Genomic DNA, 25,051 nt, shown 5'->3' with positions numbered 1-25,051 from the left:
TTATGAATAAACCAATTCTAGTAACTCAGTCCTCAATGCCATATTTTGAGGAGTACGTAGAAGAAATTAAGGATATATGGGAAAGCCATTGGCTGACTAATATGGGTATAAAACATAAACGATTAGAAGCTGCACTATTAAAATACTTAAATAATCAGAATATAACACTTTTTACCAATGGCCATTTAGCGTTAGAATGCGCAATATCTGCGTTAAACCTTACAGGAGAAGTTATTACGACCCCTTTTACATTTGCATCTACGACTCATGCAATAGTAAGAAATGGATTAGAACCAGTATTCTGTGATATAAATGATTATGACTATACTATAGATGTAAGCAAGTTAGAAGGTTTAATAACAGATAAAACTTCTGCTATTATTCCTGTTCATGTTTACGGGAATATTTGCAATGTGAAAGAAATTCAAAGGATAGCTAATAAGTATAACTTAAAGGTTATTTATGATGCTGCACATGCCTTTGGGATAACGGTGAATGAAGTTGGTGTTGCCAATTTTGGAGATGCCTCTGTGTTTAGCTTCCATGCTACAAAAGTATTTAATACTATTGAAGGTGGAGCAGTGACTTATAAGGATGAAAAGTTATCTAGAGTATTATATGATATAAAAAATTTTGGTATTACAGGATTAGAATCTGTTGAATATATTGGTGGAAATGCTAAAATGAATGAATTTCAAGCTGCTATGGGTATTTGTAACCTTCGACATATAGATGTGGAAATAGAAAAAAGAAGAAAAGTAGTAGAAAGGTACATAGAAAGATTAAGTGATGTTCATGGAATTAAGTTATGTAAGACTCAACTAGGAGTCAAAAAAAATTATGCGTATTTCCCAGTAGTATTTGATGGATATAAGCTAAATCGTGATGAAGTATTTGAAAAATTAAAAGTTAGAGGTATTTTCCCACGTAAATATTTTTATCCACTTACTAGCAGTTTTAAGTGTTATGAAGGAAGATTTGATGATGAAAAAACTCCTATTGCGAAATATATCTCAGATAGAATTTTATGTCTTCCTCTTTATTCTGATTTAGATTTACAAGATGTAGATAGAATTTGCGATATTATTTTGAATAATTAATTTAAAAACCTACTCATTATTTGTAAAGAATTGATAGAACATATTATAAAAACATAGATTATAAACATTTAAACTTTAATTGTGGAGGTACAATTATGAAAACTTATTTAGTTACTGGTGGAGCTGGTTTTATCGGTTCGAATTTCATTCATTATATATTAAAAAAATATAATGACATTAAGATAATATGTTTGGACAAGCTTACCTATGCTGGTAATCTTGAGAATTTAAAAAATGTAGAGAATAATGCTAATTATAGCTTTATACAAGGAGATATTTGTGATAAAGATCTTGTGGGAAGATTATTTGAGAACTATGATATAGATTATGTGGTAAATTTTGCTGCAGAATCTCATGTAGATAGAAGTATAACTGAGCCCGAAATATTTGTTCAAACTAATGTTTTAGGTACTTCAGTACTCTTAAATGCAGCTAAAAAATCTTGGGAAGTAAATGGTAAATTTAAAGAAGGTAAGAAATATCTTCAGGTTTCTACAGATGAGGTTTATGGTTCTTTAGGAGAAACAGGATTTTTTATGGAGACAACACCTCTTGACCCTCATAGCCCATATTCTTCAAGCAAGACTGGAGCAGATTTATTAGTAAAGGCTTATTATGATACATATAAAATGCCAATTAATATTACTCGTTGTTCAAATAATTATGGTGCATATCAGTTTCCAGAAAAGCTTATTCCTCTTATTATAAATAATTGTTTGAGTAAGAAGCCTCTTCCGGTGTATGGTGATGGACTTAATATCCGTGATTGGCTTTATGTAGAAGATCATTGTAAGGCTATCGATATGGTAAATAACAACGGGAAATTAGGTGAAGTTTATAATATCGGTGGTCATAATGAAAGAACTAATATACATATTATAAAGACAATAATATCCTACCTTCGTGAAAATGTAGATTCTACAATAGATGAAAGTTTAATCACTTACGTAACAGATAGAAAAGGTCACGATAAACGATATGGTATTGACCCAACTAAAATTAAAGAAGAGCTTGGGTGGTATCCTGAAACTAAATTTGAAGATGGAATTAAGATGACGATTAAGTGGTATATTGATAATAAAGAGTGGATGAATAGTATCACTTCTGGTGAATATCAAAGGTACTATAAAAAAATGTATGAAGATAAATAACAAAATTTAAAGGGGGTGTACTTAGTAATGAAGGGAATTATACTTGCCGGAGGTTCTGGCACAAGACTTTATCCTATGACAAAGGCTATTTCCAAGCAAATTATTCCTATATATGATAAACCAATGATTTATTATCCGCTTTCGGTTTTAATGCTTGCTGGCATTAAAGATATTCTTATAATATCCACACCAAGAGATATTGAAACCTTTAAAGAGTTGTTTGGAGATGGTAGTGAGATTGGTCTTAATATTCAATATGAAATTCAAGATAAACCAAGAGGGCTTGCGGATGCTTTTATAGTAGGTGAAAGATTTATAAACGATGATAATGTTGCTCTTGTACTTGGAGATAATATATTCTATGGTTATGGGTTTACACAAAGATTGAAAAATGCAGTGGAAAGAAAAGAAGGTGCTACTATATTTGGTTATCATGTAAGTAACCCGGGAGATTTTGGCGTAGTGGAATTTGACAAAAGCTTTAACGTTGTTTCCATAGAAGAAAAGCCAATAAAACCAAAATCTAACTATGCTGTTCCAGGTTTATATTTCTATGATAATGATGTAATTGAGATTGCAAAGAATTTAAAACCTTCAAAGCGTGGGGAGCTTGAGATTACTGCAGTAAATAATGAGTATTTAAAAAGAGGTAATTTAAAGGTTGAGCTCTTTGGAAGAGGTATGGCTTGGCTTGATACGGGAACTGCATCAGGACTTTTAAATGCTTCAAATTTTGTAGAGGCAGTACAAACAAGACAAGGCCTTTTTATAGCATGTATTGAAGAAATTGCTTATAGAAAAGGTTTTATAGATAGAGAACAATTACGTAAGATTGCTAATTCTATGAATAAAACAGAGTATGGACAGTATCTTCTACAACTTACTAATATGAATGAAGAAGCATTAAAAGAAGTTGCTGCTACAATGGAGAGTTAAAGAATTAAAAAAATCAGTTAAATAATAATCATATAAGTCATGATGGAGTTTTAATATTACAATATCATGACTTTAATTTTATGGAGGTAAATATGAAACTTCTAGTAACTGGAGGAAAAGGTCAGCTTGGATGTCAGCTTAAATACATTATAGAGAAAAATAGCTCCGATATTGGAGAACTTGATGGAAGGTTTAAAAATTGTCAATGTAAATTCATAGATTATGATGAATTAGATATAACAAATTACAATGAAGTTATATCCTTCATTACGTCATTTAAACCTGATGTAGTAATAAACTGTGCAGCATTTACTAATGTAGATGGCTGTGAAAGTGAAAGAGATATAGCCTTTAAAGTGAATACTATAGGACCAAGAAACCTAGCTATAGCTTGTGAAAAATATGATGCTAAACTTCTTCATGTATCTACTGATTATGTATTTAATGGAGAAGGTATTGTTCCATTTAAGGAATATGACATTCCTCATCCTGTAAGTGTTTATGGAAAGACAAAACTTATGGGAGAACAGTATGTAAGAGAAAACTGTAACCGCTATTTTATAGTAAGAACAGCATGGCTTTATGGACAATGGGGTAAAAACTTTGTTCATACCATAATGAAAGCTGCTAAAGAAAAAGGACATCTTGATGTAGTTGAAGATCAAATAGGTAATCCGACTTATGCAGAAGATCTTGCTCATCATATATTAAAAATTATTTTAACTGATGAGTATGGTATTTATCACTGTACTGGTAATGGTGAATGTTCATGGTATGATTTTGCTTGTAAAATTATAGAGTATAGTGGTATAGAGTGCACAGTAAGTCCTATAACCTCTGATAAAATCAACAGAGCAGCAAAAAGACCTGCTTATTCATCTCTTGATAATATGATGCTTCGTGCAATTTCAGAAGATGAAATGCGTCATTGGCAGGAAGCATTAATGAGCTTTATTGAAAAGCTGAACTCATAATAGTGGTATATGGAGGTTTAGAATGGGAAAGTTCAATTTCATAAAAACAGAAATAGAAGGTGTATATATAGTAGAAACAGGAGTTTTCGGAGATAATAGAGGATATTTCATGGAAACATATAATTACAATGATTTTAAAGCGGCAGGTCTTGATATGGTATTTGTTCAAGATAATCAATCGAGTTCCAGAAAAGGAGTTCTTCGTGGGCTTCACTTTCAAAAGATTCATCCTCAAGGAAAACTTGTTAGAGTTATAAAAGGGGAAGTATTTGATGTAGCAGTGGACATAAGAAAACACTCAAAAACCTTTGGAAAATGGGTGGGAGTTATTTTAAATGAAAAAAATAAAAAACAATTCTATATACCAGAAGGTTTTGCGCATGGATTTTTAGTTTTATCAGATGAAGCGGAATTTTGCTACAAATGTACTGATTTTTATCATCCAGAAGATGAGGGTGGCATAGCATGGGATGACGCTGAAATAGGTATAGAATGGCCAATGGAAGGAATAGATGAAGTAATTATATCTGAAAAGGATATAAACTGGAAGTTATTAAATGATAAAAAAGATTGTAAAAATATAAAACAAAGTGACATGAAAATTCGAGTTTAGAAGGGTTATATAAAGGTTGAAAATGATGAAGGATAATATAATTAAGGAAGATGGGTTCATTATAGAATTTTGGGCTAATATATTTAGCTTTTTAAGTAAAATATCTATATTTTCTTTTATAAGAAAAAAGAAAAATGATAATATACATATTTTTGTGGAAAGATGGGTTTTAGGGAATTTATTATTAGCTATTACTACAACTTTAATAGGATATTATTTAGGAAATAAAGTAAAGTGGTTTTTATATATTATAATAGGTTATGCAATATTAAGGGTATTTGAGATTATTATATACCAATTAAATGTATTATTTTTTGATCCGTATCGTGCAGAAAAAAGAGGCAAAAAATACGAGATAAAATCACCTACGAGAATGGTTATCTTATTGTTGCATAACTATGTTGAAGTTATGTTTTGGTATGCTGCTATTATAATAGCTTTAATTCAGTTAAGTGGGAATTTATTAGATGCTACTTGGGGAGAATATGTTCGTTCAAATATACTTTGTATAGCGACTTTTGATAGTAGTGGAATACAAGAAATAGTGGGAGAATTTTATTCTAAATTATCAGGTATAGTATTTTTACAGATAATATCAGGTGTTATAATGACAATTATATCATTAGCCAGATTCATAGGGCTCATGCCCGTGATTGATTCAAAAAATGATTAAGTTTTTATGAAGGAAAAATATACTCAAGGGTATTTATTACAGTATTGGATAAGAGGTGATAAATTTGCATTATAAACTAAATACATTATATTTTAGTGCTACAGATACAACTAAGAAAGTAGTATCTGGTATAACAAAAGGACTTTCAGAAGCTATGAACATAAAAGGAAACATAAATAATATTGATTTTACATTACCAAAGATAAGGGAGAAATCTGTATCTTTTTCAAAGGATGATATTGTTATTGTGGGAGTTCCAGTTTATGCAGGACGAGTACCTAATGTGCTTTTAAAGTATTTAAATTCTATTAAAGGTAATGGTGCGTTGGCTGTTGCAGTAGTGGTTTATGGAAATAGAAATTATGATGATGCTTTTATAGAGTTAAGGAATATATTAGAACTAGATGGCTTTAGGGTTATTGCAGGGGCTGCATTTATAGGACAACATTCTTTTTCTAAAACCTTGGCTAAGAATAGACCTGATGAAAAGGATATGGACATAGTTAGGGATTTTGCTGATGAAATATATAGTAAAATTGCTACTGGAGAAGATGGACAGGTTCTATTAATCAAAGGACAAAAGACTTATAGAAATTATTATATGCCAAGGGATGAAAAGGGAGAGCCTATTGATATAAGAAAGGTTAAGCCAAAAACTAAGGATAGTTGTATAGATTGTAAACTTTGTGCTAGTGTTTGTCCCATGGGATCTATTGACTTTGAAGATGTGACTAAAGTTAATGGAATTTGCATCAAATGTTGTGCATGTATTAAAAAATGTCCTGTAGAGGCAAAGTATTTTGATGATATGGAATATTTAAAACATAAAGAAGAATTAGAAATTAATTTTATACATAGAAAAGAACCAGAATTATTTTGGGAAAGATAATTGTAAAAAGCATTAATGGCTAATAATAGCTGTTAATGCTTTTTATGTGTCATAAAGTTTATAAAAAACCATAAAGTTATTATAATAAATATCGATAATATTAATAATTTTAATTATATATTGCTAAATTTTGTGACAGAGGAGATTAAATTTATGAAAAGCTTAAAATGGAAAATAACTACTATTACTCTTACTATTATTATAATTATTTCGTTATCTATGATGTTTATGGGACTTTTTAAGTCATTTAGTGTTACTAAAAATATTATAAACAAACAATTTGAGCAAACAATAGGTTCTGGTTATAGTATGCTAGAAATTTATCTTAAGGAACAGTTTGGTACATTAAGTCTTAATGATGATAGGAAACTTATAGATTCTAATGGTAAGCCAATTGATGGTGACTATGAGTATATTGACAAATTAGCAGAAGGTATGGATATACTTGCTACTGTATTTGCTAAGTCTGGTGATGATTACGTAAGAGTTTTGACTACAATTAGAGATGATAAAGGGGAACGAATTATTGGAACAAAATTGGATGCTAATGGTAAAGCCTATGAAGAGATTTCAAAGGGTAATGAATACTTTGGAGAAGCTGATATTTTAGGTGAAAAGTATATGACAAAGTATGTGCCTATTTTGGGGGATAATAATGAAGTTATTGGTATTTATTATGTTGGGAAATCTGTAGAATCAATTTTGGATATATATAATGAAGGGGTATTATCTACCATAAAATCAGTAGTTATAGTAATAGTTATTGGACTACTTATATCTGTTGCAATAAGCTATAGCTTAGGAGCATCAATTACAAAACCTATAGTTGCGTTAACTAATACTATAAAAAAACAGTCAAATTTAGATTTTAAGTTTAATGAAAAAGATGAAACATTAAATTATATGAAAAGGAAAAATGAAATAGGTATAATGGCAAATTCTCTGAAGGTTATGGAGGACAATGTAAGAGGCTTTGTTATAAAAACTTCAGAAGGTGCAGAGAAGGTAATAGCAACTTCACAGGAACTAACAGCAACAGCGGAGCAATCATCCATAGCTTCTGAAGAAATATCAAGAACTATAGAAAATATAGCTAGTGGAGCAAGTAGCCAAGCTCAAGATACAGGGGAAGCGGCTTTAAGTGTAGAAGAAATGGGTAGTTTACTAGAAGAGAATAAAGAATATACAGAGGAATTAAATACCGCAGCAAAGGATATAGAAAAGGAAAAAGAAGAAGGCTTTATTATACTAAAAGATTTGGTATTAAAAACGAGAGAAAGTAACAATGCCTCTAAGCAGGTGCATGAAATTATAATAAGTAATAACGAAAGTGCAGAAAAGATAGAAAAGGCAAGTACAATGATTCAATCTATATCAGAACAAACAAACCTACTTGCTTTGAATGCAGCTATTGAAGCAGCAAGGGCAGGTGAGCATGGAAGAGGCTTTTCTGTAGTAGCGGAAGAGATAAGAAAACTTGCTGAAGAATCTAATAATTTTACAGGAGAAATTAAAACTGTAATAGAGGAGTTGAAATTAAAATCTGAAAATGCAGTAAATAGAATGAAAGAAGTAAAAGGAATAATTGATTCCCAATCTGAAAGTGTAGAAAAAACTGAAGAAAAATTTCATAGTATATCAAACTCTATAGAGATAACTAATAATGTTATAGATAAGCTTAATGAATCGTCAGAAAAAATGAATGAAAATAAAGAAAAGCTTGTAGACTTAATGCAAAATTTATCGGCTATAGCAGAAGAAAATGCAGCAGGAACTGAGGAAGCTTCAGCAGCTATAGAAGAACAATCAGCAAGTATCGAAGAAATAGCTAATAGTAGTGAAGGATTGGTAAATATTATAGATGAACTACAAAGTATTATCAATAAATTTACAGTATAATTATTCCACGGGGTCAGACCCCGTGGAAATTTTTTCAATTAAATTTGTTGACAGACACTTGTGAAAGAATGGAAAAGTATTAATGGTTAAAAATAGCTGTTAATGCTTTTCGCTAATCATAAAGTTATTAATAAAAAGTAACGATAAGTAAAATGAATTTAAAGTAAACATAGTTTGAATAAATGGGACTTTATTCCACGGGGTCAGACCCCAAGGGATTTTTTTCCTTGGGGTCTGACCCCATGGTAATTTTTGTGTAAGGAGTGAGATAATGAGATTAAGTAGAAATATGTCCGCTATGAGGATATTTAATAGCTATACTAAAAATTTAGTAGCTCAGTCTAAGGCTTATGGTAGTATTAGTTCAGGTAATAAGATACAGACCTATAGAGATGATCCTAATGCTAAGGCTAAGAGTGATAAGTTGAAGTTAGAGATTAGAGGTCTTCAAATGGCCACTAGAAATATTCAAGATAGTGTGAGTCTTATGCAAACCATGGATGGTGGTATGCAGAGTATAAGTGAATCATTGCAAAGGGCTAGAGAACTTATGGTTCAAGCTGGAGGAACAACTACACTGGAAGATAGAGCAGTTATTCAAAATGAAATAGATCAGAACCTAGAGCATATAACTTATACTGCAAATAATACGGAAATGAATGGTGTAAAACTGTTAGCTGATAAAAATAATCCGGGTGATACAGTGGATCTACTTATTGGAGCAACTAGTGATTATATAACTAAACTGCCAACATATAATTTTACATCCACTGGATTAGGACTGGTGAATGCTGATGGTAGTAACAAAATAAGTGTAGAGAATATAAATGATGGGTTAGAACGATTAGATGATGCTATAGATAAACTAAATTCTGGAAGAGGAAAGTATGGAGCTCTAAGTAATAGAATGGAGTCGACTGCGGATTATACCAGTGAAATAGTAGGTAAGATAGAAGGAGCAGAAGGTGAAATTACTGGTACTGATATAGCGTTAGAAATGGTTGAATATGCTAAAAATTCAATTTTAGTGGAATCAGGTATGGCTATGATGGCTCAAAGCAATGAATTTCCACAGGATATTCTACAAATATTGAGCAATGCATATCCTAATAGGTAGAGAAAAGAAATTTCATGTAGTAAATAAGGAATTTTAAGTAAAAAGTAAATAATTTACGTTTAAAAGGTTGAATGGAAGAAAAATATAGTATATAATGCAGATATGTGAAAAAATTAAATAGGCAAAATTGACGAAAGTTAGTGACGCAAAGCTATAGGGGCTAAGCCTAAGGGTATGCCAGCCAGTTGCCAAAGAGTAAGTATACTTTTTGTTTTAGGTATTATAGAAGTAAATAATATTTTTATTTTAACCTTGTTGTAATTAAAAGCTACTCTTTTTGAGTAGCTTTTTATTATATAAATTTTACAATTTATTACAAAAAAATACAAATTATTTTGTAAAATATACTGAATTATAAACAATTACTCATTTTTGTGTTTTACAATGAATATTTTACATAAAATAACATATAACTATCATTCAATATTTACCATGATATTTTTTACTAATGATGAATTTTGTAGATTTATTTCTATTTAAAGTAAGTTTAAAGTGTATAAAATAAATAAAAAATCGTATAACTAACAAAAAAAAGAAGGGATTTAAGTATTTATGTCTAATTTATAAACATCAAGTATGTTTTAGTGGAAAATGGAGGTATAAAATGTCACAAAATGAAGTATATGGATTATTGAAAAAATCTATGAATGTAACTGTTCAGGCTAATAAGGTTATTGCTAATAATATTGCAAATGTAAATATAAAAAACTATAAGAGATATTATGTTCCTTTTGAACAGGTTATGGAAGAGTCAACAGCTAATGGTAATTTAAAAACTACAAATGAAAGACATATAGGCATTGGAAGCAAAGATGTACAAGTTAAAAGAGATGACAGTGCATCTATGCGAGAAGATGGAAATAATGTAGATATTGAAACGGAAATGACAAGTCAAGCTGCTAATACTATGATGTATGAGTCTTTAGTTAGATTTGCCAGTGGAAAGCTAAATAGTACAAGTAGAGTTATAAAAGGAGGGAACTAAAAGTGGAAGCATTTAGAGGAATGAGAATTTCAGCTAGCGGTCTTACTGCAGAAAGATTAAGAATGGATACTATCTCTTCTAATATTGTTAATGCAGGAACTACTAGAGGAAAAGATGGGAAACCTTATGTGAGAAAAATTGCTATGTTTCAAGAGAACTTAAAGGAAGCCTACAATAAAAGTAATGGAAAAGTAGAGGACAAGTTAAATGGGGTTAAAGCAGTTGGCATTGTAGATGATGAATCAGAACTTATTAAAGTATATAACCCAAGTCATCCAGATGCGGATGAAGAAGGATTTGTAACTATGCCAAATGTAAATATCTCCAATGAAATGGTGGAGTTAATAGCATCAAGTAGAGCTTATGAAGCCAATGTTAATGCAATGAATGCACAAAAAAGTATGTTTTTAAAAACTTTAGAAATAGGTAAATAAAAGATAGGAGTAGTACTTTATGATGAACAATTACATATCAAATGCAACAATTTTTCAAAATGAGCTAAGGGAAATTTATGGGGTAAAAGAAAAGGATACTGAAGAGAATAGCGCTTCAAGTGGCACAGGATTTGCAGCTGTTATAAAGGATGAATTGCAGAAGGTCAACGATCTACAAGTTGAAGCAGATAACAATGTAACAGGATATATTGCAGGAGAAAAAAGTATCCATGAAGTAGTATTAGCTACAGAAGAGGCATCTATGTCCTTAGAGCTTGCTATTCAAATAAGAAATAAGCTAGTTGATGCTTATAAGGAATTTAATAATATGCAAGTATAATGGGGGTAAGGATTAGATGAGTAAGCTATCGGAGCTAATGAAGAAGATAAAAGATAAGTGGAATTCCATGTCGAAAACTAGGAAGATAGCTTTAGTGATAATTGCGGTGGTGACTTTTATAGCAGTAGGAACACTACTTTATGTATCACTTAAACCAAAGTATACAGTTTTATTTTCAAATATGGATTCCCAAGATTCAGGAAAAATTATAGCCAATTTAGAAGGTAAAGGAACTAAGTATAAAATAGAAGGAAATTCAATCTTAGTTGAAAAGTCTCAAGTAGATAAACTGAGAATGGAAATGCTATCTGAGGTTCAAATAACAGAAGGAAGCCAAGGGTTTGAACTTTTTGATGAGGGTAGCATTGGAGCTACAGATGAAGAATCAAGAATAATGTATCAAAGAGCACTTTCTGGAGAACTTGAAAGAACTATAAAGGGTTTTGAAGAAGTAGAGGCTGCAAAAGTAAATTTAGTTTTACCAAACAACTCAGCCTTTGTAACTAAACCAACTCCTGCTAGTGCTTCAGTAACGGTAAAGTTAGTGCCAGGAAATGAACTTTCACCAGAGCAAGTTAAAGCTATTGTACACTTAGTAACAGGTAGTGTGGAAAACTTAGATAAGGAAGACGTTACAATAGTATCAGATAATCTAAAGTTATTAACAGAGGGGTTGTTTGATAATGAAAAAGGAACCCAGGCTACTAGTACAGAAAATCAAATTGATTCAACTAAAAAAGTTGAGAAAGAATATGAAAAGAAAATCTTAAATGTATTAGAACCAATTTATAAAGATAATATAAAAGTATCTGTAAATGCACAACTTAATTTTGATGCTGTAAAGCAAAATAATGTTACATATGATCCAAAGGGATCTGCAGTAGTAAGTGAGCATATTATTAAAAACAATAGTAAGGGTACTGAAAATACTTCAGGAAGTACTGTGGATAATAATATGACTAATGAGCAAGATGCAGAAAAAGATACTGAAAAAGCAGGCTATTCAGAGGAAACAAGAAATTATAATAATACTAAGAGTGAAGAAACAGTTGTGAAGGCACCAGGTCAAGTGGAGAGAATTACCACATCTGTTGTTGTAAATGGAGATATAGATAATGCAACTAAGAACACTATAAAAAATTTAGTATCTGATGCTATTGGTTTTGATGACGCACGAGGTGATGGAATTTCAGTTGAAAGCTTAGACTTTAATGATGATTATAAAACACAAGCAGAAGAAGAGATTAACGCTATGAAGGAAGCAGAAGCAAAATCTAGAAAGATTAAGCTTATTGCTTTAGGAGTAGGGGCAGTTATAGCACTTATACTTATTATTGTAGTTGTTTCTATTATTAGAAGTAAGAGAAAAGAAGATGATGACGAAGAGGAAGAGGCTATAGAAGGACTAGATGTAGTTGTAGGAGATGAAACTTTAGAAACAGTGGCTGATTTATATAAAGATTTAGATTTAGAAGCAGAAACTGAAAGAGAAAAGATCATGAAAGAAGTTAAAAAATATGCAGAAAAGAAACCAGAACAGGTAGCTGATATTATAAAATCATGGATGACTGATGAAGAAGGGAGATAGTAATGGCTAAAACAGAAAAATTTACAGGTATTCAAAAGGCAGCAATATTATTTATCTCTTTGGGACCAGATGCATCTGCAGCGATAATAAAAAGATTAAATGAAAGAGATATACAAAAGATAACCTATGAGATTGCTAATATGTCATCGGTTAAAGCTGAGGATAGACAAGCTATTTTGGATGAATTTATGGAATTAAATAAGGCTAAGGATTATATTCTTGAAGGTGGAGTAGAGTATGCTAGGAGCGTTTTATCTAAAGCTTTAGGAACTCAAAAGGCCAACGATATTCTAGAGAGAGTTACAGAGTTTTCACAACAGTTTAGACCTTTTTCTATTGCTAGAAAAGCTGATGCAACTCAGCTTATGAATGTAATTTCAGGAGAACATCCTCAGACTATAGCATTAATACTTTGTCATCTACAGCCTGACAAAGCGGGTCAGATAATGTCTGCACTTCCATCTGAATTACAGAGTGAAGTTGCTTTTAGAGTTGCTACTATGAGCAATATATATCCGGTGGTAGTAAAGGAAATTGAAGAGGTATTAAATAGTAAGTTATCTTCAGTGGTTACTAGTGAAAGTAGTGTTATAGGAGGAGTTCAATCTTTAGTTAATATACTTAACCAAGTTGATAGGACTACAGAGAAAAACATTACAGAAGGTCTTGAAAGAGAAGATATGGAACTTGCAGATAAAGTTAAGGAATCTATGTTTGTATTTGAGGATATTATTACTATCAATGATGTGGAAATTCAAAGAATTTTACGTGAAGTTGATAATAAGGAGCTATGTATGGCGCTAAAGGGTACTTCAGAACAAGTAATAGAAACTATATCAAGAAACCTTTCAAAACGTGCAGCAGCTACATTGAAAGAAGATATGGAATTCTTAGGACCTGTAAGACTTATGGATGTTGAAAAAGCTCAACAAAAAATTGTTGCTTTAATTAGAAGACTAGATGAAGCAGGAGAAATAACAATTGTAAGAGGTGGAGACGATGCACTCATCTTATAGGGTAATAAAAAGTGTTAATGTATGTGAAAGTGGAACGAAGGCAATAGATACAGACTTTTATATAGAGCCAGCTCAAATAATAGAAGAGACCATAGATCTTGAGGATACTAATCCTAGGAGTATGGAGGAGTATTTAAAACTAAAGAAAAAGGGTGAAGAAATAGTTGAAAATGCCCATAAAGAAGAGGAAGCTATTCTTGCAAATGCAAAGGGAAAAGTAGAAGAGCTTCTATATGAAGCCAAGGAAGATGGATTTAATAAGGGTTATGAGGAAGGCCATAGTATCGGTTATAGAGAAGGCTTTGACAAGGCTTATGATGAAGGAGTAAAAAAAGGTGAAGAGATAATCCAAAATGCAAATTTTATTCTTTACCAAGCTAAGGAAGAGTATGATAAATTTCTTAAGTCTAAGGAGATGGGCATTAGAAAAATTATTATAAATGCAGTAGAAAATATGCTTAAAAAGGAGTTGGAAAGTAAGGAAGCACTAAATGGATTACTTTTCAACATCCTATCTGAAGAGAAAAATGCCAAGATGATAATTATAAGGGTAGCACCTAACTATTTAGAAGAAATAGAGACAAAGATAGAAGAATTCAAGCATAGTATGGGCATCAGAGGAGAAGTAGTGGTTTTACAGGATAATTATTTAGAGTATGGAACCTTAGTTGTTGAAAAGGATGATGGAAAAACCACCTTTACTATTAAGGGTAGCATAGAGAAACTAAAGGAAATTCTCATGGAAGCATAGAGGAAGATGGTATTATGATTAATTTGAATATAGGAGACATTGAAAAAAATATTAATAAAACAAATTTTAATCATATGGAAGGCGTAGTTAAAAATATTATAGGTCTTACCATTGAAGTAAAAGGTGTTAAGGGTTTTGTAGGGGAAATTTTCCATATATATAATGAGGAAGATAAAACTATAGCCTGTGAAGTAGTAGGTTTTAAAGATGGAAATCTAATTCTTATGCCCCTTGGAAACTTAATAGGTATATCTCCTGGATGCAGAGTAGAGAGGACAGGAAAGCAGTTAAGTATAAAGTGTTCAGATGAACTTTTAGGAAGAGTTTTAGATGGAATTGGAAATCCTTTAGATGAAAAGGAATTGTCCCTTTATAAGAATTATCCCTTGGAAGCTATGCCACCAGACCCATTGAAGAGAAGAAGGATTAAAGAAGTTCTTCCTACAGGTGTAAGAGCCATAGATGGATTTCTTACTTGTGGTGAAGGACAAAGAATTGGTATCTTCGCTGGTTCAGGGGTAGGAAAAAGTACTACACTGGGAATGATTGCTAGAGAAGCTAAGGCTGATGTAAATGTGATATCCCTAATAGGAGAAAGAGGTAGAGAGGTTTTAGATTTTATAGAAAAAGATCTAGGTCCAGAAGGGTTAAAGAAATCTGTAGTAGTATGTGCTACTTCTGATCAACCAGCACTTGTTAGGCTAAAGGGTGCATTTACAGCAACAGCTATTGCGGAGTACTTTAGGGATAAAGGATTAAAGGTTATTCTTATGATGGACTCAGTAACACGTTTTGCTATGGCACAAAGGGAAATTGGTCTTGCCATAGGAGAGCCTCCAGCTACTAAAGGATATACTCCTTCGGTTTTTGCAATGTTACCTAAACTTCTTGAGCGTAGTGGTATGTCTGACAAAGGATCTATTACAGCTTTTTATACCGTCCTTGTTGATGGAGATGATTTTAATGAACCCATTGCAGATGCGGTAAGAGGTATTTTAGATGGACATATTGTCTTAAGCCGTGAGTTAGCTACTAAAAATCATTATCCAGCCATAGATGTACTTAAAAGTGTATCCAGACTTATGCCAGAAATTGCAGAGGAAATCCATATAAAGGCTGCTTCCCTTGCTAGAGATTTAATGGCCTCTTATAAAGAAGCAGAAGATTTAATAAATCTAGGAGCTTATGTAAAGGGAAGTAATTCTAAAATAGATATGGCCATTGAGTATATAGATAGTATAAATGGATTTTTAACTCAAGAAATAAAAGAAGGTTGCGAAATTGAAGCTAGTAAAGACATGCTTATTAATATGTTTAAATAAAGGTGGTGTAAATTTTGGGACAAACTTATAAATTTAAATTACAAAGGTTATTGGATTTAAGAGAAAAAGAAGAAGATGGTAAAAAAATAGTTTTTATGGAGGCTCTAAGGGAAAAGAACAGAGTAGAAGAAGAGCTTAAAAGTCTAGAGGATAGCTTCCAAAGATACTCTACTGTGAGTAATAACATGAGTGTAACTGAAAGAAAAATTCAACATCATTATTTAAATCTATTAAATAGTACTATTGATATTACACAAGAAAAGCTTAAAACTGATGAAGAAAGAGTGAAGCACACTAGGAAAGAATTAGTTACTGCTCAAGTAAATAAAAAGATTGTAGGCATATTAAAAGATAAGGATCGGGTAGCATTTATAAAAGAAGAAAATCGAATAGAACAAATTCAAAATGATGAATTTGCACTTTATGGATTTATACGTGAGTGTGGGAGGCGATAAATTTGATGGAAATGGCACAATTTAGTGTTGGAAATGACCTGTATAAAGGTAGCAGTACTAGTGATAAAGTTAAAAAGTCTGAAGGAAATAAAGGATATTCCAATAAGGAATTTTCTAAGGAACTTAAAAACTACAGTACAGATAATGAAAGCTCTAAAACTAAATCAGTAAATTCTATTAAGCAAGAAAAAGTTGAAGAGCCTTCGAAGGATTACATAGTGAGCTCTGAGGAAGTTCATGAAGATGAAAAGCTAATTACCTCAGAAGATATGCAGTCACTAATAAATCTAATAATAGCTCTTTTGAATAAGGAGGATACTTCTAAGGCTGAAACAGTTTCTTCTGACCTTATTAGTAGAAATGAAGGTAAAGTGGAACTGCAACCTTTATTAGACCTTTTAGGAAGTGAAAAAAAGGTAAATGGCCTATTAGAATTATTAAGGGAATCATCAATTAATAGTGACATGAAAAATAAACTTACAGAGTTATTAACTTTAATTAATGAAGATATTACTGAGCTAGACAATAGTAGTGAAAGTCTTATGAAACTATTAACATCAGAAGAAGGTATAGATAATGATGATCTAATAAGTCAGTTACAAAAAATAGTTTCAATGAAGGATGCTGACAAAGAAGAGGATCCTTTAAATATACCTAGAAGAATAGAACTGGAAACTAATGTTATAGAAAAAAGTAATGTAGTAGCTGGAGTAGGCGATAATGAAGAAAGTAGCAGTAAAGATAGTAAATTTTCAAAGGAAACAGCTATTTTGAATAAAGTAATTAATGGTGAAGAGAAGGATTCAAAGGTTACAAGAGCTGCTGATTTTATGTCATACTTTGAAAATAGTGTGCAAAAATCAGGAGAAGTATCTAGTGAAAAGCCTATAGCTATTACAAAGAGTGATGTTAATAATGATGTGATAAAAGCTCTATCATATATGGATAAAAATGGAATAAAGGATTTAACTGTAAAAATTTATCCTAAAGAGTTAGGTGAAATATCCATATCCGTAAGTATGGAACAAGGTTCTTTAAAGGCAATGATTAAGGCTACATCAAAGGAAACCGTAGAGATGTTAGCGTTAGGACTTAAGGACATAAATGAAAAGTTAAATGGAAACAACATAAAAATACAATCAGTAGATATAGGACTTTATGAAGAGGATACTACCTATTTTGCTCATGAAAACAGCCAAGGCAAAGCATCTGAAAATGGTGGACAAAGAGGTAGTGAAAAGGGTAGACAAGGTTCAGAGGTGAATATAGTTGAAGAGGATGTTATATCTGAAGCTAATGTGAAAGCCTCTAATGAGATAGATTTACTAGTTTAGGAGATGATAAAATGGCAATATCAACTAATAATACAACAGCACCTTGGGTTGAAGGAAATAAAACTAAAAATGGTACACCGATTGTAAAACCAGGGGCAGAACTTGACAAAAATTCCTTCTTTAAAATATTAGCTGCTGAGCTTTCTAATCAGGATCCAACTCAATCACAAGATACTACTGCATATGTCTCACAGTTAGCTCAATTTACAACCCTTGAACAGATGAGTTCATTAAATTCTACAATGACTCTTTCTTCTGCACAAGGATTAACTGGAAAATTTGTAGCTTTAGATGCCTTAGATGCTAATGGAGTACCTCAGTGTGGCGTAGTTAGGGCTGTGTATAAACATAAGGGAGACGTTTATGTTACTGTGGAAGGTGTAGATGGAAAGTATACAGATTATGAATATAGTCAAGTTACAGATGTTATTGATTCAGGAGATCCAAACATGGATAACTTAACCTTCTCTAATGCAGTAACATTGATGGGTAAAATTGTTGAAATAGCACTACCAGCAGATACATCTGTAGAAAAGCCTAAGGGAGATGGCAAGGAAGAAGAAAAGCCAGTTGAACCTAAGAGTATTACAGGGAAAGTTCTAGAAGTATATAGGGATGCAGAAGGCATAAAGCTTAAGGTTGAAGTTGAAGTTGACGGAAAAATAGAAATTAGAGATTACTTATTTGACTCTGTAATTGGAGTAAAAGGTTAATAAAATTATATTAAAAAATAGAGAATCGGAGGGATAGTATAATATGTTAAATTCAATGTACTCAGGGATATCAGGTTTAGGAGCAAATCAAAAAAAGTTAGATGTAATAGGAAATAACGTGGCTAATTCAGGAACTACTTCCTTTAAATCATCTTCAGTTACTTTTCAAGATAGTATGTATCAAAGTTATAAGGGAGCATCTGGTCCAGGATTAAACTTAGGAGGAGTTAACCCTTCTAGAGTTGGTATGGGAGTTTCTATACAAAGTATAGTAACAAATATGGCTCAGGGAAGTCTGCAACCAACAGGAAGGCCTTATGATGTAGCTGTAGATGGGACAGGATATTTTATAGTAGCTAAAGGAAAAGAAAGTGGCACAATAACAGTTAATCCAGATCAAAGTATGGAATCTACAACTTTAGAGAGTTTCTATACAAGGGATGGTTCTTTTAAGGTAGATAGTAAGGGTAATCTTCTAAATTCTAATGGATATAGAATTATGGGTTATGCTATAAGTGATGGAACATCAACATCTCCTTTAGGTGGAATAGTTAATTATGTAGATGGAGAATCAGAAAACTTAAATGCTAATCAAAATGAATTAGTAGCACTTAAAATACCAGAGACTGTTTCTAAGCTAGTAACTGACAAAGATGGGAATCCAGAAGTAGATGCTGGTGGAAATCCAACAGGAAGAAGAGAAGATGTTAGGATTCAAGGTTTCTCTATAGAAAATGATGGATTAATTAAGGCTGTACTTGCTGATGGTAGTACTACTGTTCTTGGACAAGTTGCTATGGCATCATTTACCAACAATGAAGGGCTTGAGCAAAAGGGAAATAATATGTACTCTCCTTCAGCAAACTCAGGAAATCCATTAGCTAGAGTTGGTAAATATACTGATAAAGCTGCTTTAGGTGGAAGAGAAGACAATGGCAAGGCTTATGGACAAGTTTTAAATGGATTCTTAGAGATGTCAAATGTTGATTTATCTGCACAGTTTACAGATATGATAGTTGCAACTCGTTCTTTCCAGGCTTGCGGTAAAATTATCACCACTGCAGATGAAATATTACAAGAACTTGTAAATTTAAAAAGATAACTTATGTAAATATGTAAATGTGATTTTCCTTAGGCTAAGACGGTGCTTATATTGATCTTAGCTTAAGTAAATTTACTATATCATAGGAGGTATAGGAGAATATGATAGAGGTTAATCCCTTAAATGGAAGCAAATTTATTCTTAATAGTAATCACATTGAAAAAATTGAAGAAATCCCAGAGACAGTAATTACCTTAGTCAATGGAAAAAAGTATTTAGTTAAAGAAAGTTCTAAAGAAATAGTTGATAAGGTTATAGAGTTTAGACGAAAATACTGGGCAAATGTACGGTTGGAGGAAAGCAATGAAGAAGAATGATATGTTAACAGCTATAGGTTTTGTGATTGCAATTGTTCTTGTATTTTATGGAATGCTAAATGGAGGATCATTAAAGTTATTCTTTGATGTACCATCCTTAGCTATAACAGTAGGAGGGTCCTTCGGTGCACTTTTAATGTCTTATCCGATGAATGAAATAAAAAGATTTATCAAGGTTGCAGCACAGGCGTTCAAAGAAGATGGAACATCTAAGGTAGATAATATTGCACTGTTTGTTAATTTATCTAAAAAAGCTAGAAGAGATGGACTACTTTCTTTAGAAGAAGATATACAAGAGATTAATAACGAGTTTGTTAAAAAAGGTTTAAATATGATAGTTGACGGTATTGAGCCTGAATCTATTAGAGAAATTATGACTTTAGAAATTAAAGAATTAGAAAAAAGACATGAAGATGCAGCATCTATGTTCACAACTTGGGGAGCATATGCTCCAGCCATGGGTATGATTGGAACATTGATTGGACTTATACAAATGCTTGCTAACTTATCAGATGCAGACAACTTAGCATCAGGTATGGGTAAGGCTCTTATTACAACTTTTTATGGTTCAATGCTTGCTAACTTAGTTGTACTTCCTATAGCAGGAAAGCTAAATTATAAAACATCTAAGGAAGTAAACCAAATGGAAATGATGATTGAAGGAGTACTTTCTATACAATCAGGAGTAAACCCAAGGGTAATTGAAGATAAAATGATAGTATATTTATCACCAGAGGATAGAGTAAAGTATTTAAGTAGTGTTAATCAAGGAGAGTAGGTGAATAATTATGGCCAAGAAAGACGTAAAAACTGATGGGTGGTTAGCTACTTATGCAGATACTGTTACTTTGCTATTAACCTTCTTTGTTTTACTTTATTCACTATCAACTATAGACTCACAAAAGTTTCAGCAGATAGCTGTAGCCATGCAAAGTGCTTTTAGTGGTAAGGCTGATAGGTCCATCCTTGAATTTAATTCAACTAGTGGTGATGTACCTATAGTTGGAAAACCACAGCTTACAGTGGAGGATGCTCAAGAAAATGAAAACTTGGAAATTTTAGAGGATGTATTAACTTATATTAAAGAAAATGATTTAGAGAATGATGTTCAAATATATGAAGATGAAAAAGGTCTTAATATACAGATGAAAGATTCGGTTCTTTTTGATACTGGAAAAGCAGAACTAAGGTCGGATAGTAAAACCGTATTAGATAAGGTTAGTGATTTAATAGGAAAGGTAGATAACAAGATTATAATTGAAGGTCATACAGATAATTTACCAATTAGCAGACCAGGTATGCCAAATAACTGGCATCTATCTTCTGAAAGAGCATTAAGCGTACTTGATTATTTTCTAGATAGTAAAAAAATTTTAAATCCTCAAAGGTTTTCAGCTCAGGGATGTGGAGAGTATAGACCTATAGCTAAAAATGATACAGATGAAGGTAGAGCTAAAAATAGAAGAGTCAATATTATAGTTGTAACTAATGTAAAGGAGCAGTAAAATGAACAAAAAAAATAGCAAAGGTAATGAGTTAGAAAAAGAAAAGGGCGGAAGTTCTAAATTGGTTCTAGTTATAGTAACCGCTATAGTAATATTTGCACTTATAAGTGGAGCTGTATTTGTTGGATATACCGTTGCAACAAAGAATGTAGGTAAAAATAGCAATGGCACTAGTGAAAGTAATGTAGTAGAAAAGGAAGCTACCTTAAATTTAGACGAGTTTTTAGTAAATTTGAGTGATGAGGGAAAGTCTAAATTTGTAAAGGTGAAAATTTCCTTAGGGTCAAATTTAGAGAATGAGGATTTGCAAGAAGAACTTAAAGCAAAGATTCCGCAAATAAGAGACAGTATAAATAAGGTATTAAGAGCTAAGAAATCTACGGATTTCAAAACAGAGGGAGATGCTTTATTAAAAGAAGAGATAATCGTAAAGGCAAATGAGCTTTTAAATAGTGGTAAGATAACCAATATTTACTTCACAGATATAATTGTTCAATAGGTGACATATGGATAGTCAATTGATTTTAACCTTATTAAAACTTGTAATATTTTTCCCCTTAGTTATAGGATTAATTCTTTGGCTAGGGAAGACCGTTGAGAAATATAGTCACATAAACAGCAAATCTACAATGAGAGTAGTAGAGAGACTAACCATTAGTAAGGATAACTCTCTGCTCATTGTAAAGATAAGAGATAAATTTTATTTAGTAACTTCAGCTCAAGGAAAAATAGAAATTGTAGAAGAAGTTGCGGGGGAAGATTACAAAGAAATTGAAATGATTAAATTGAAGAATAGTAGTGAGTTAAAACAAATTTTTAAAAACAAGTATCTAAAATGGAGAAAGTAAAATATTATTTTAGGAATAAAGGGATAATACATATGAAAAAATTTGATCTAAAAAAGTTTATAAAACCCATAATGCTAATACTACTGGTGTTTTGTGTTATTTCAATTAGTAGTAAAGTAGCTTATGCTACTGGAGATACCATGCCAATTCCAGATATAAATATATCCTTTGGTGATGGGGATGCAAAAACTCCTACTGAATATGTGGACAATATAAAATTATTATTAGTACTAACAGTACTTACAATACTTCCATCAATCCTTATAATGACTACAGGATTTATAAGAATTGTAACTGTACTTTCTTTCTTTAAGAGTGCTATAGGAGCTACATCACTGCCTAAACAAATAATTGTTGGGTTGTCCTTATTTTTAACTTTCTTTGTAATGGCACCTACCTTTTCAGAAATTAATGAGAAGGCAGTTCAGCCTTACATGAAGGAAGAAATAACAATGGATGTTGCTATAGATAAAGGGATAAAGCCCATGAAGGAATTTATGTTAAAGCAAACTAGAGTAAAAGATTTAAAGTTGTTTCTTGAAGCTGGAAAGGTAGAGGACGCTGTTAAAGTGGAAAAGGATGCAGATGGTAAGGAAACTTATAATTATGATGATGTTCCGCTTTATACAATTGTACCAGCCTTTGTTATAAGTGAGTTAAGAACAGCCTTTGAAATAGGATTTTTGTTATTTATACCATTTATATTGGTGGACATTGTAACTGCTAGTGTTCTTATGTCTATGGGTATGTTTATGTTACCGCCAGCTATGATTTCTTTGCCATTTAAATTACTTTTATTTGTATTAGTAGATGGATGGAATTTGTTAAGCCAATCCTTAATACTAGGATTTTAGAGGGGTGATGTAATATGACACAGACTATGGTGGTTGCAATATTACAGGATATGGTGAAGACAGCTTTAATGGCAGCTGGACCAATACTACTTACTGCTACGGCAGTAGGTCTTTTGATAAGTATATTTCAAGCCACAACTCAGATACAAGAACAAACTTTAACCTTTGTACCTAAAATAATAGCTGTGGCAATAGTGGGAATAATTACTGCCACTTTTATAGGAAACACAGTAATAGGTTTTACTCAAAGAATTTTTTCAATAATTTCTAATATAGGAGCTTAGGTGGGATAACGTTGGTAGATATTTTAATGTTTATAGCTTTTTTAATGGTATTTATGAGGATAACATCCTTGATTTTTACAGTGCCAACCTTTTTCCCAACAGGAACACCCAATATAGCAAAGATTGGTGTAGGACTTATTATATCCATGATTTTATCTCCTATAGTCAGTACTGAAGCATTACCAGAAATAAGTAATATATTTGTTTTAATAGTTCTTATAGGTAAAGAAGTAATCATAGGAATATGTCTAGGATATATAGTAAATTTACTGTTTAGTGTTGTACAGATGGCAGGACAAATTATGGATTTTTCCATGGGCTTTTCTATGATGAGCTTATTTGACCCAGTTGCAGGTGAAAACATATCAGTAATGGGAAGGTTGATGTACTGGATTTGTCTTGCTGTATTTATGCTAATTGATGGACATCTTATTTTAGTGCAGTGTCTTATAGATAGTTTTACTTCAGTTCCTGTAGGAACTGTAACCTTCAATAAAGAAATTTTAGGATATATTATTCAAGTTGTATTTGAATTTTTTACTATTGGGATTAAGATTGCAGTGCCAATAATGCTTATAATACTTATGACTGAAATTGTATTAGGCTTAGTATCAAGAGTTATGCCTCAGCTTAATGCTATGATACTAGGAATGCCAATCAAGATTTTTGTTGGGCTTGCAACCTTTATAATTTCTATTCCTTTAATTATGAAAATTATAGCCTCAAATTTTGGTGCTATTAAGCATATATTTTCGGAAATCTTTACTATGATGCCCTTTATATTAATTTCCGCATCTAATGATAGTGGAGATAAGACGGAAAAGCCTACTCCTAAAAAGCTTCAAGATGCTAAGAAAAAAGGTCAAGTAGCTAAAAGTAAGGAATTATCTTCTGCCTTAACTCTTTTAGCAGCTACTTTAGTTATAGCTATCTTAAGTAGCTTTGTGCTGAAGGTATTAAGCTCCAGTATGAAAAAGTATCTAGGGAGCTACTTAAATTTTCAGTTAAGCCAAGAGAGTTTAGTAGGACTTTTAATAAAGGTATTCATGGATATCTTTAAAATATTTATACCAGTTGCAGTTCCTATTATGGTTATAGGCGTAATTGGATCAATAATTCAAACGGGTTTTATATATACTGGAGATCCATTAAAACCTAAGTTTAGCAAACTAAATCCTATAAGTGGATTTAAAAGAATGTTTTCTATAAGATCCTTAGTGGATTTAGTAAAAAACTTGGGTATTGTTTCTATTGTAGGATATATAGGATATAAGTTTGTTATAGATAATTACTATAGTCTTTTGAACTTTGGAAATCTTAAAACAGGAACAATACTTACAGAATTGGCTAGCTTAATAATTAATGTTTTTGTTAAAGTTGGTATAGCCTTATTAATAATAGGATGCATAGATTTTTTATATCAGAAATTCCAACATAATAAGGATTTAAAAATGACTAAACAAGAGATAAAGGAAGAATATAAACAACAAGAAGGAGACCCTATAGTTAAGGGGAAAAGAAAACAAAAGCAAAGAGAAATGGCTATGAGAAGAATGATGCAATCAGTACCAGATGCTACTGTTGTAATTACAAACCCGACCCACATTGCGGTGGCTTTGAAATATGAAGAAAATAGTGGAAAAGCACCAATAGTTGTGGCAAAGGGCAGTGAGTATGTGGCGTTAAAGATTAAGGAAAAGGCTATTGAAAATAATGTACCAATTATAGAAAATAAACCATTAGCTAGACTTATGTTCAAAGAAGTGGATTTAGATAAGGAAATTCCCTTTGATATGTATAAAGCAGTGGCAGAAATATTAGTATTAGTTTATAAAATGAAGAAATAACGTA

General features: G+C 31.8%; 28 protein-coding genes and 1 riboswitch. All 28 genes read left to right on the top strand.

Annotated features, from left to right (window positions below):
- Nucleotides 1–2: 2 nt before the first annotated feature.
- The 28 genes from B3630_RS02570 (at nucleotide 3) to B3630_RS02435 (ending at nucleotide 25,047) form a co-directional block, all read left to right on the top strand.
- The gene (locus B3630_RS02570) at nucleotides 3–1,100 is read left to right on the top strand and encodes a DegT/DnrJ/EryC1/StrS family aminotransferase (protein ID WP_346895275.1); all 1,098 of its coding nucleotides are present in this window, start codon (nucleotides 3–5) and stop codon (nucleotides 1,098–1,100) included.
- A 95-nt stretch (nucleotides 1,101–1,195) separates the two neighbouring features.
- The gene (rfbB, locus tag B3630_RS02565; protein WP_346895273.1) at nucleotides 1,196–2,251 is read left to right on the top strand and encodes a dTDP-glucose 4,6-dehydratase; all 1,056 of its coding nucleotides are present in this window, start codon (nucleotides 1,196–1,198) and stop codon (nucleotides 2,249–2,251) included.
- A 27-nt stretch (nucleotides 2,252–2,278) separates the two neighbouring features.
- Nucleotides 2,279–3,187, top strand: a complete 909-nt coding sequence (gene rfbA / locus B3630_RS02560; protein WP_346895271.1) for a glucose-1-phosphate thymidylyltransferase RfbA — start codon at nucleotides 2,279–2,281, stop codon at nucleotides 3,185–3,187.
- Between the two features lie 92 nt (nucleotides 3,188–3,279).
- Nucleotides 3,280–4,161, top strand: coding sequence for a dTDP-4-dehydrorhamnose reductase (gene rfbD / locus B3630_RS02555; RefSeq protein ID WP_346895269.1), 882 nt, complete (start codon nucleotides 3,280–3,282; stop codon nucleotides 4,159–4,161).
- A gap of 22 nt (nucleotides 4,162–4,183) precedes the next feature.
- Nucleotides 4,184–4,774 (top strand): dTDP-4-dehydrorhamnose 3,5-epimerase, encoded by a 591-nt coding sequence (gene rfbC, locus B3630_RS02550; RefSeq protein ID WP_346895267.1) that lies wholly within the window; start codon nucleotides 4,184–4,186, stop codon nucleotides 4,772–4,774.
- Nucleotides 4,775–4,796: 22 nt separating this feature from the next.
- A complete protein-coding gene (locus B3630_RS02545) occupies nucleotides 4,797–5,447 on the top strand; it encodes a hypothetical protein (RefSeq protein WP_346895265.1) in 651 nt (216 codons plus the stop codon).
- A gap of 64 nt (nucleotides 5,448–5,511) precedes the next feature.
- Complete coding sequence (locus tag B3630_RS02540; protein WP_346895263.1) at nucleotides 5,512–6,336, top strand: EFR1 family ferrodoxin; 825 nt, start codon at nucleotides 5,512–5,514, stop codon at nucleotides 6,334–6,336.
- 153 nt (nucleotides 6,337–6,489) lie between these two features.
- Nucleotides 6,490–8,235 (top strand): methyl-accepting chemotaxis protein, encoded by a 1,746-nt coding sequence (locus B3630_RS02535; protein ID WP_346895261.1) that lies wholly within the window; start codon nucleotides 6,490–6,492, stop codon nucleotides 8,233–8,235.
- 271 nt (nucleotides 8,236–8,506) lie between these two features.
- Nucleotides 8,507–9,352, top strand: a complete 846-nt coding sequence (locus B3630_RS02530) for a flagellin (protein WP_346895259.1) — start codon at nucleotides 8,507–8,509, stop codon at nucleotides 9,350–9,352.
- A gap of 110 nt (nucleotides 9,353–9,462) precedes the next feature.
- Nucleotides 9,463–9,545: riboswitch (cyclic di-GMP riboswitch) on the top strand.
- Between the two features lie 411 nt (nucleotides 9,546–9,956).
- Nucleotides 9,957–10,337 (top strand): flagellar basal body rod protein FlgB, encoded by a 381-nt coding sequence (gene flgB, locus B3630_RS02525; RefSeq protein ID WP_346895257.1) that lies wholly within the window; start codon nucleotides 9,957–9,959, stop codon nucleotides 10,335–10,337.
- Between the two features lie 2 nt (nucleotides 10,338–10,339).
- A complete protein-coding gene (gene flgC, locus B3630_RS02520; RefSeq protein WP_084178021.1) occupies nucleotides 10,340–10,771 on the top strand; it encodes a flagellar basal body rod protein FlgC in 432 nt (143 codons plus the stop codon).
- A gap of 19 nt (nucleotides 10,772–10,790) precedes the next feature.
- Nucleotides 10,791–11,111, top strand: coding sequence for a flagellar hook-basal body complex protein FliE (gene fliE / locus B3630_RS02515; RefSeq protein WP_346895255.1), 321 nt, complete (start codon nucleotides 10,791–10,793; stop codon nucleotides 11,109–11,111).
- A 16-nt stretch (nucleotides 11,112–11,127) separates the two neighbouring features.
- On the top strand, nucleotides 11,128–12,699 hold the full coding sequence (fliF, locus tag B3630_RS02510) for a flagellar basal-body MS-ring/collar protein FliF (RefSeq protein ID WP_346895253.1): 1,572 nt from the start codon (nucleotides 11,128–11,130) through the stop codon (nucleotides 12,697–12,699).
- 2 nt (nucleotides 12,700–12,701) lie between these two features.
- Nucleotides 12,702–13,715: a flagellar motor switch protein FliG gene (gene fliG / locus B3630_RS02505; RefSeq protein ID WP_346895251.1), complete on the top strand. Its 1,014-nt coding sequence runs from the start codon at nucleotides 12,702–12,704 to the stop codon at nucleotides 13,713–13,715.
- The gene (locus tag B3630_RS02500; RefSeq protein WP_346895249.1) at nucleotides 13,699–14,466 is read left to right on the top strand and encodes a FliH/SctL family protein; all 768 of its coding nucleotides are present in this window, start codon (nucleotides 13,699–13,701) and stop codon (nucleotides 14,464–14,466) included. The genes fliG and B3630_RS02500 overlap by 17 nt, the downstream gene beginning before the upstream one ends.
- Nucleotides 14,467–14,480: 14 nt before the next feature.
- On the top strand, nucleotides 14,481–15,788 hold the full coding sequence (fliI, locus tag B3630_RS02495; protein ID WP_346895247.1) for a flagellar protein export ATPase FliI: 1,308 nt from the start codon (nucleotides 14,481–14,483) through the stop codon (nucleotides 15,786–15,788).
- Nucleotides 15,789–15,802: 14 nt separating this feature from the next.
- Nucleotides 15,803–16,243, top strand: a complete 441-nt coding sequence (gene fliJ / locus B3630_RS02490; RefSeq protein WP_346895245.1) for a flagellar export protein FliJ — start codon at nucleotides 15,803–15,805, stop codon at nucleotides 16,241–16,243.
- A 5-nt stretch (nucleotides 16,244–16,248) separates the two neighbouring features.
- Nucleotides 16,249–17,577 carry a flagellar hook-length control protein FliK gene (locus tag B3630_RS02485; RefSeq protein ID WP_346895329.1) on the top strand — a complete coding sequence of 443 codons (1,329 nt, stop codon included), beginning with the start codon at nucleotides 16,249–16,251 and terminating at the stop codon, nucleotides 17,575–17,577.
- A gap of 11 nt (nucleotides 17,578–17,588) precedes the next feature.
- On the top strand, nucleotides 17,589–18,290 hold the full coding sequence (locus B3630_RS02480; RefSeq protein ID WP_346895243.1) for a flagellar hook capping FlgD N-terminal domain-containing protein: 702 nt from the start codon (nucleotides 17,589–17,591) through the stop codon (nucleotides 18,288–18,290).
- Nucleotides 18,291–18,333: 43 nt separating this feature from the next.
- Entirely contained in the window at nucleotides 18,334–19,392 is a 1,059-nt protein-coding gene (locus B3630_RS02475; protein WP_346895241.1) for a flagellar hook-basal body complex protein, read from the top strand.
- Between the two features lie 101 nt (nucleotides 19,393–19,493).
- Nucleotides 19,494–19,709: a flagellar FlbD family protein gene (locus tag B3630_RS02470; protein WP_346895239.1), complete on the top strand. Its 216-nt coding sequence runs from the start codon at nucleotides 19,494–19,496 to the stop codon at nucleotides 19,707–19,709.
- Nucleotides 19,696–20,487, top strand: coding sequence for a MotA/TolQ/ExbB proton channel family protein (locus B3630_RS02465; RefSeq protein ID WP_150845021.1), 792 nt, complete (start codon nucleotides 19,696–19,698; stop codon nucleotides 20,485–20,487). The genes B3630_RS02470 and B3630_RS02465 overlap by 14 nt, the downstream gene beginning before the upstream one ends.
- A gap of 10 nt (nucleotides 20,488–20,497) precedes the next feature.
- A complete protein-coding gene (locus B3630_RS02460; RefSeq protein WP_346895236.1) occupies nucleotides 20,498–21,214 on the top strand; it encodes an OmpA family protein in 717 nt (238 codons plus the stop codon).
- Nucleotide 21,215: 1 nt separating this feature from the next.
- Nucleotides 21,216–21,713 (top strand): flagellar basal body-associated FliL family protein, encoded by a 498-nt coding sequence (locus B3630_RS02455; protein ID WP_346895234.1) that lies wholly within the window; start codon nucleotides 21,216–21,218, stop codon nucleotides 21,711–21,713.
- Nucleotides 21,714–21,720: 7 nt separating this feature from the next.
- Nucleotides 21,721–22,062, top strand: a complete 342-nt coding sequence (locus tag B3630_RS02450) for a flagellar biosynthetic protein FliO (RefSeq protein ID WP_346895232.1) — start codon at nucleotides 21,721–21,723, stop codon at nucleotides 22,060–22,062.
- A gap of 32 nt (nucleotides 22,063–22,094) precedes the next feature.
- Nucleotides 22,095–22,916 carry a flagellar type III secretion system pore protein FliP gene (fliP, locus tag B3630_RS02445; RefSeq protein ID WP_346895230.1) on the top strand — a complete coding sequence of 274 codons (822 nt, stop codon included), beginning with the start codon at nucleotides 22,095–22,097 and terminating at the stop codon, nucleotides 22,914–22,916.
- Between the two features lie 14 nt (nucleotides 22,917–22,930).
- Entirely contained in the window at nucleotides 22,931–23,200 is a 270-nt protein-coding gene (locus B3630_RS02440; RefSeq protein ID WP_035129252.1) for a flagellar biosynthetic protein FliQ, read from the top strand.
- An 11-nt stretch (nucleotides 23,201–23,211) separates the two neighbouring features.
- Nucleotides 23,212–25,047: a fused FliR family export protein/FlhB family type III secretion system protein gene (locus tag B3630_RS02435; RefSeq protein ID WP_346869929.1), complete on the top strand. Its 1,836-nt coding sequence runs from the start codon at nucleotides 23,212–23,214 to the stop codon at nucleotides 25,045–25,047.
- Nucleotides 25,048–25,051 lie beyond the last annotated feature (4 nt).

It is taken from the genome of Clostridium sp. UBA7503 (assembly GCF_002477055.1).
In the GTDB taxonomy this organism is placed as follows: domain Bacteria; phylum Bacillota; class Clostridia; order Clostridiales; family Clostridiaceae; genus Clostridium_J; species Clostridium_J sulfidigenes.
Note: the sequence above shows the minus strand (reverse complement) of the source record. Positions and strands in the feature narration are given on the sequence as shown.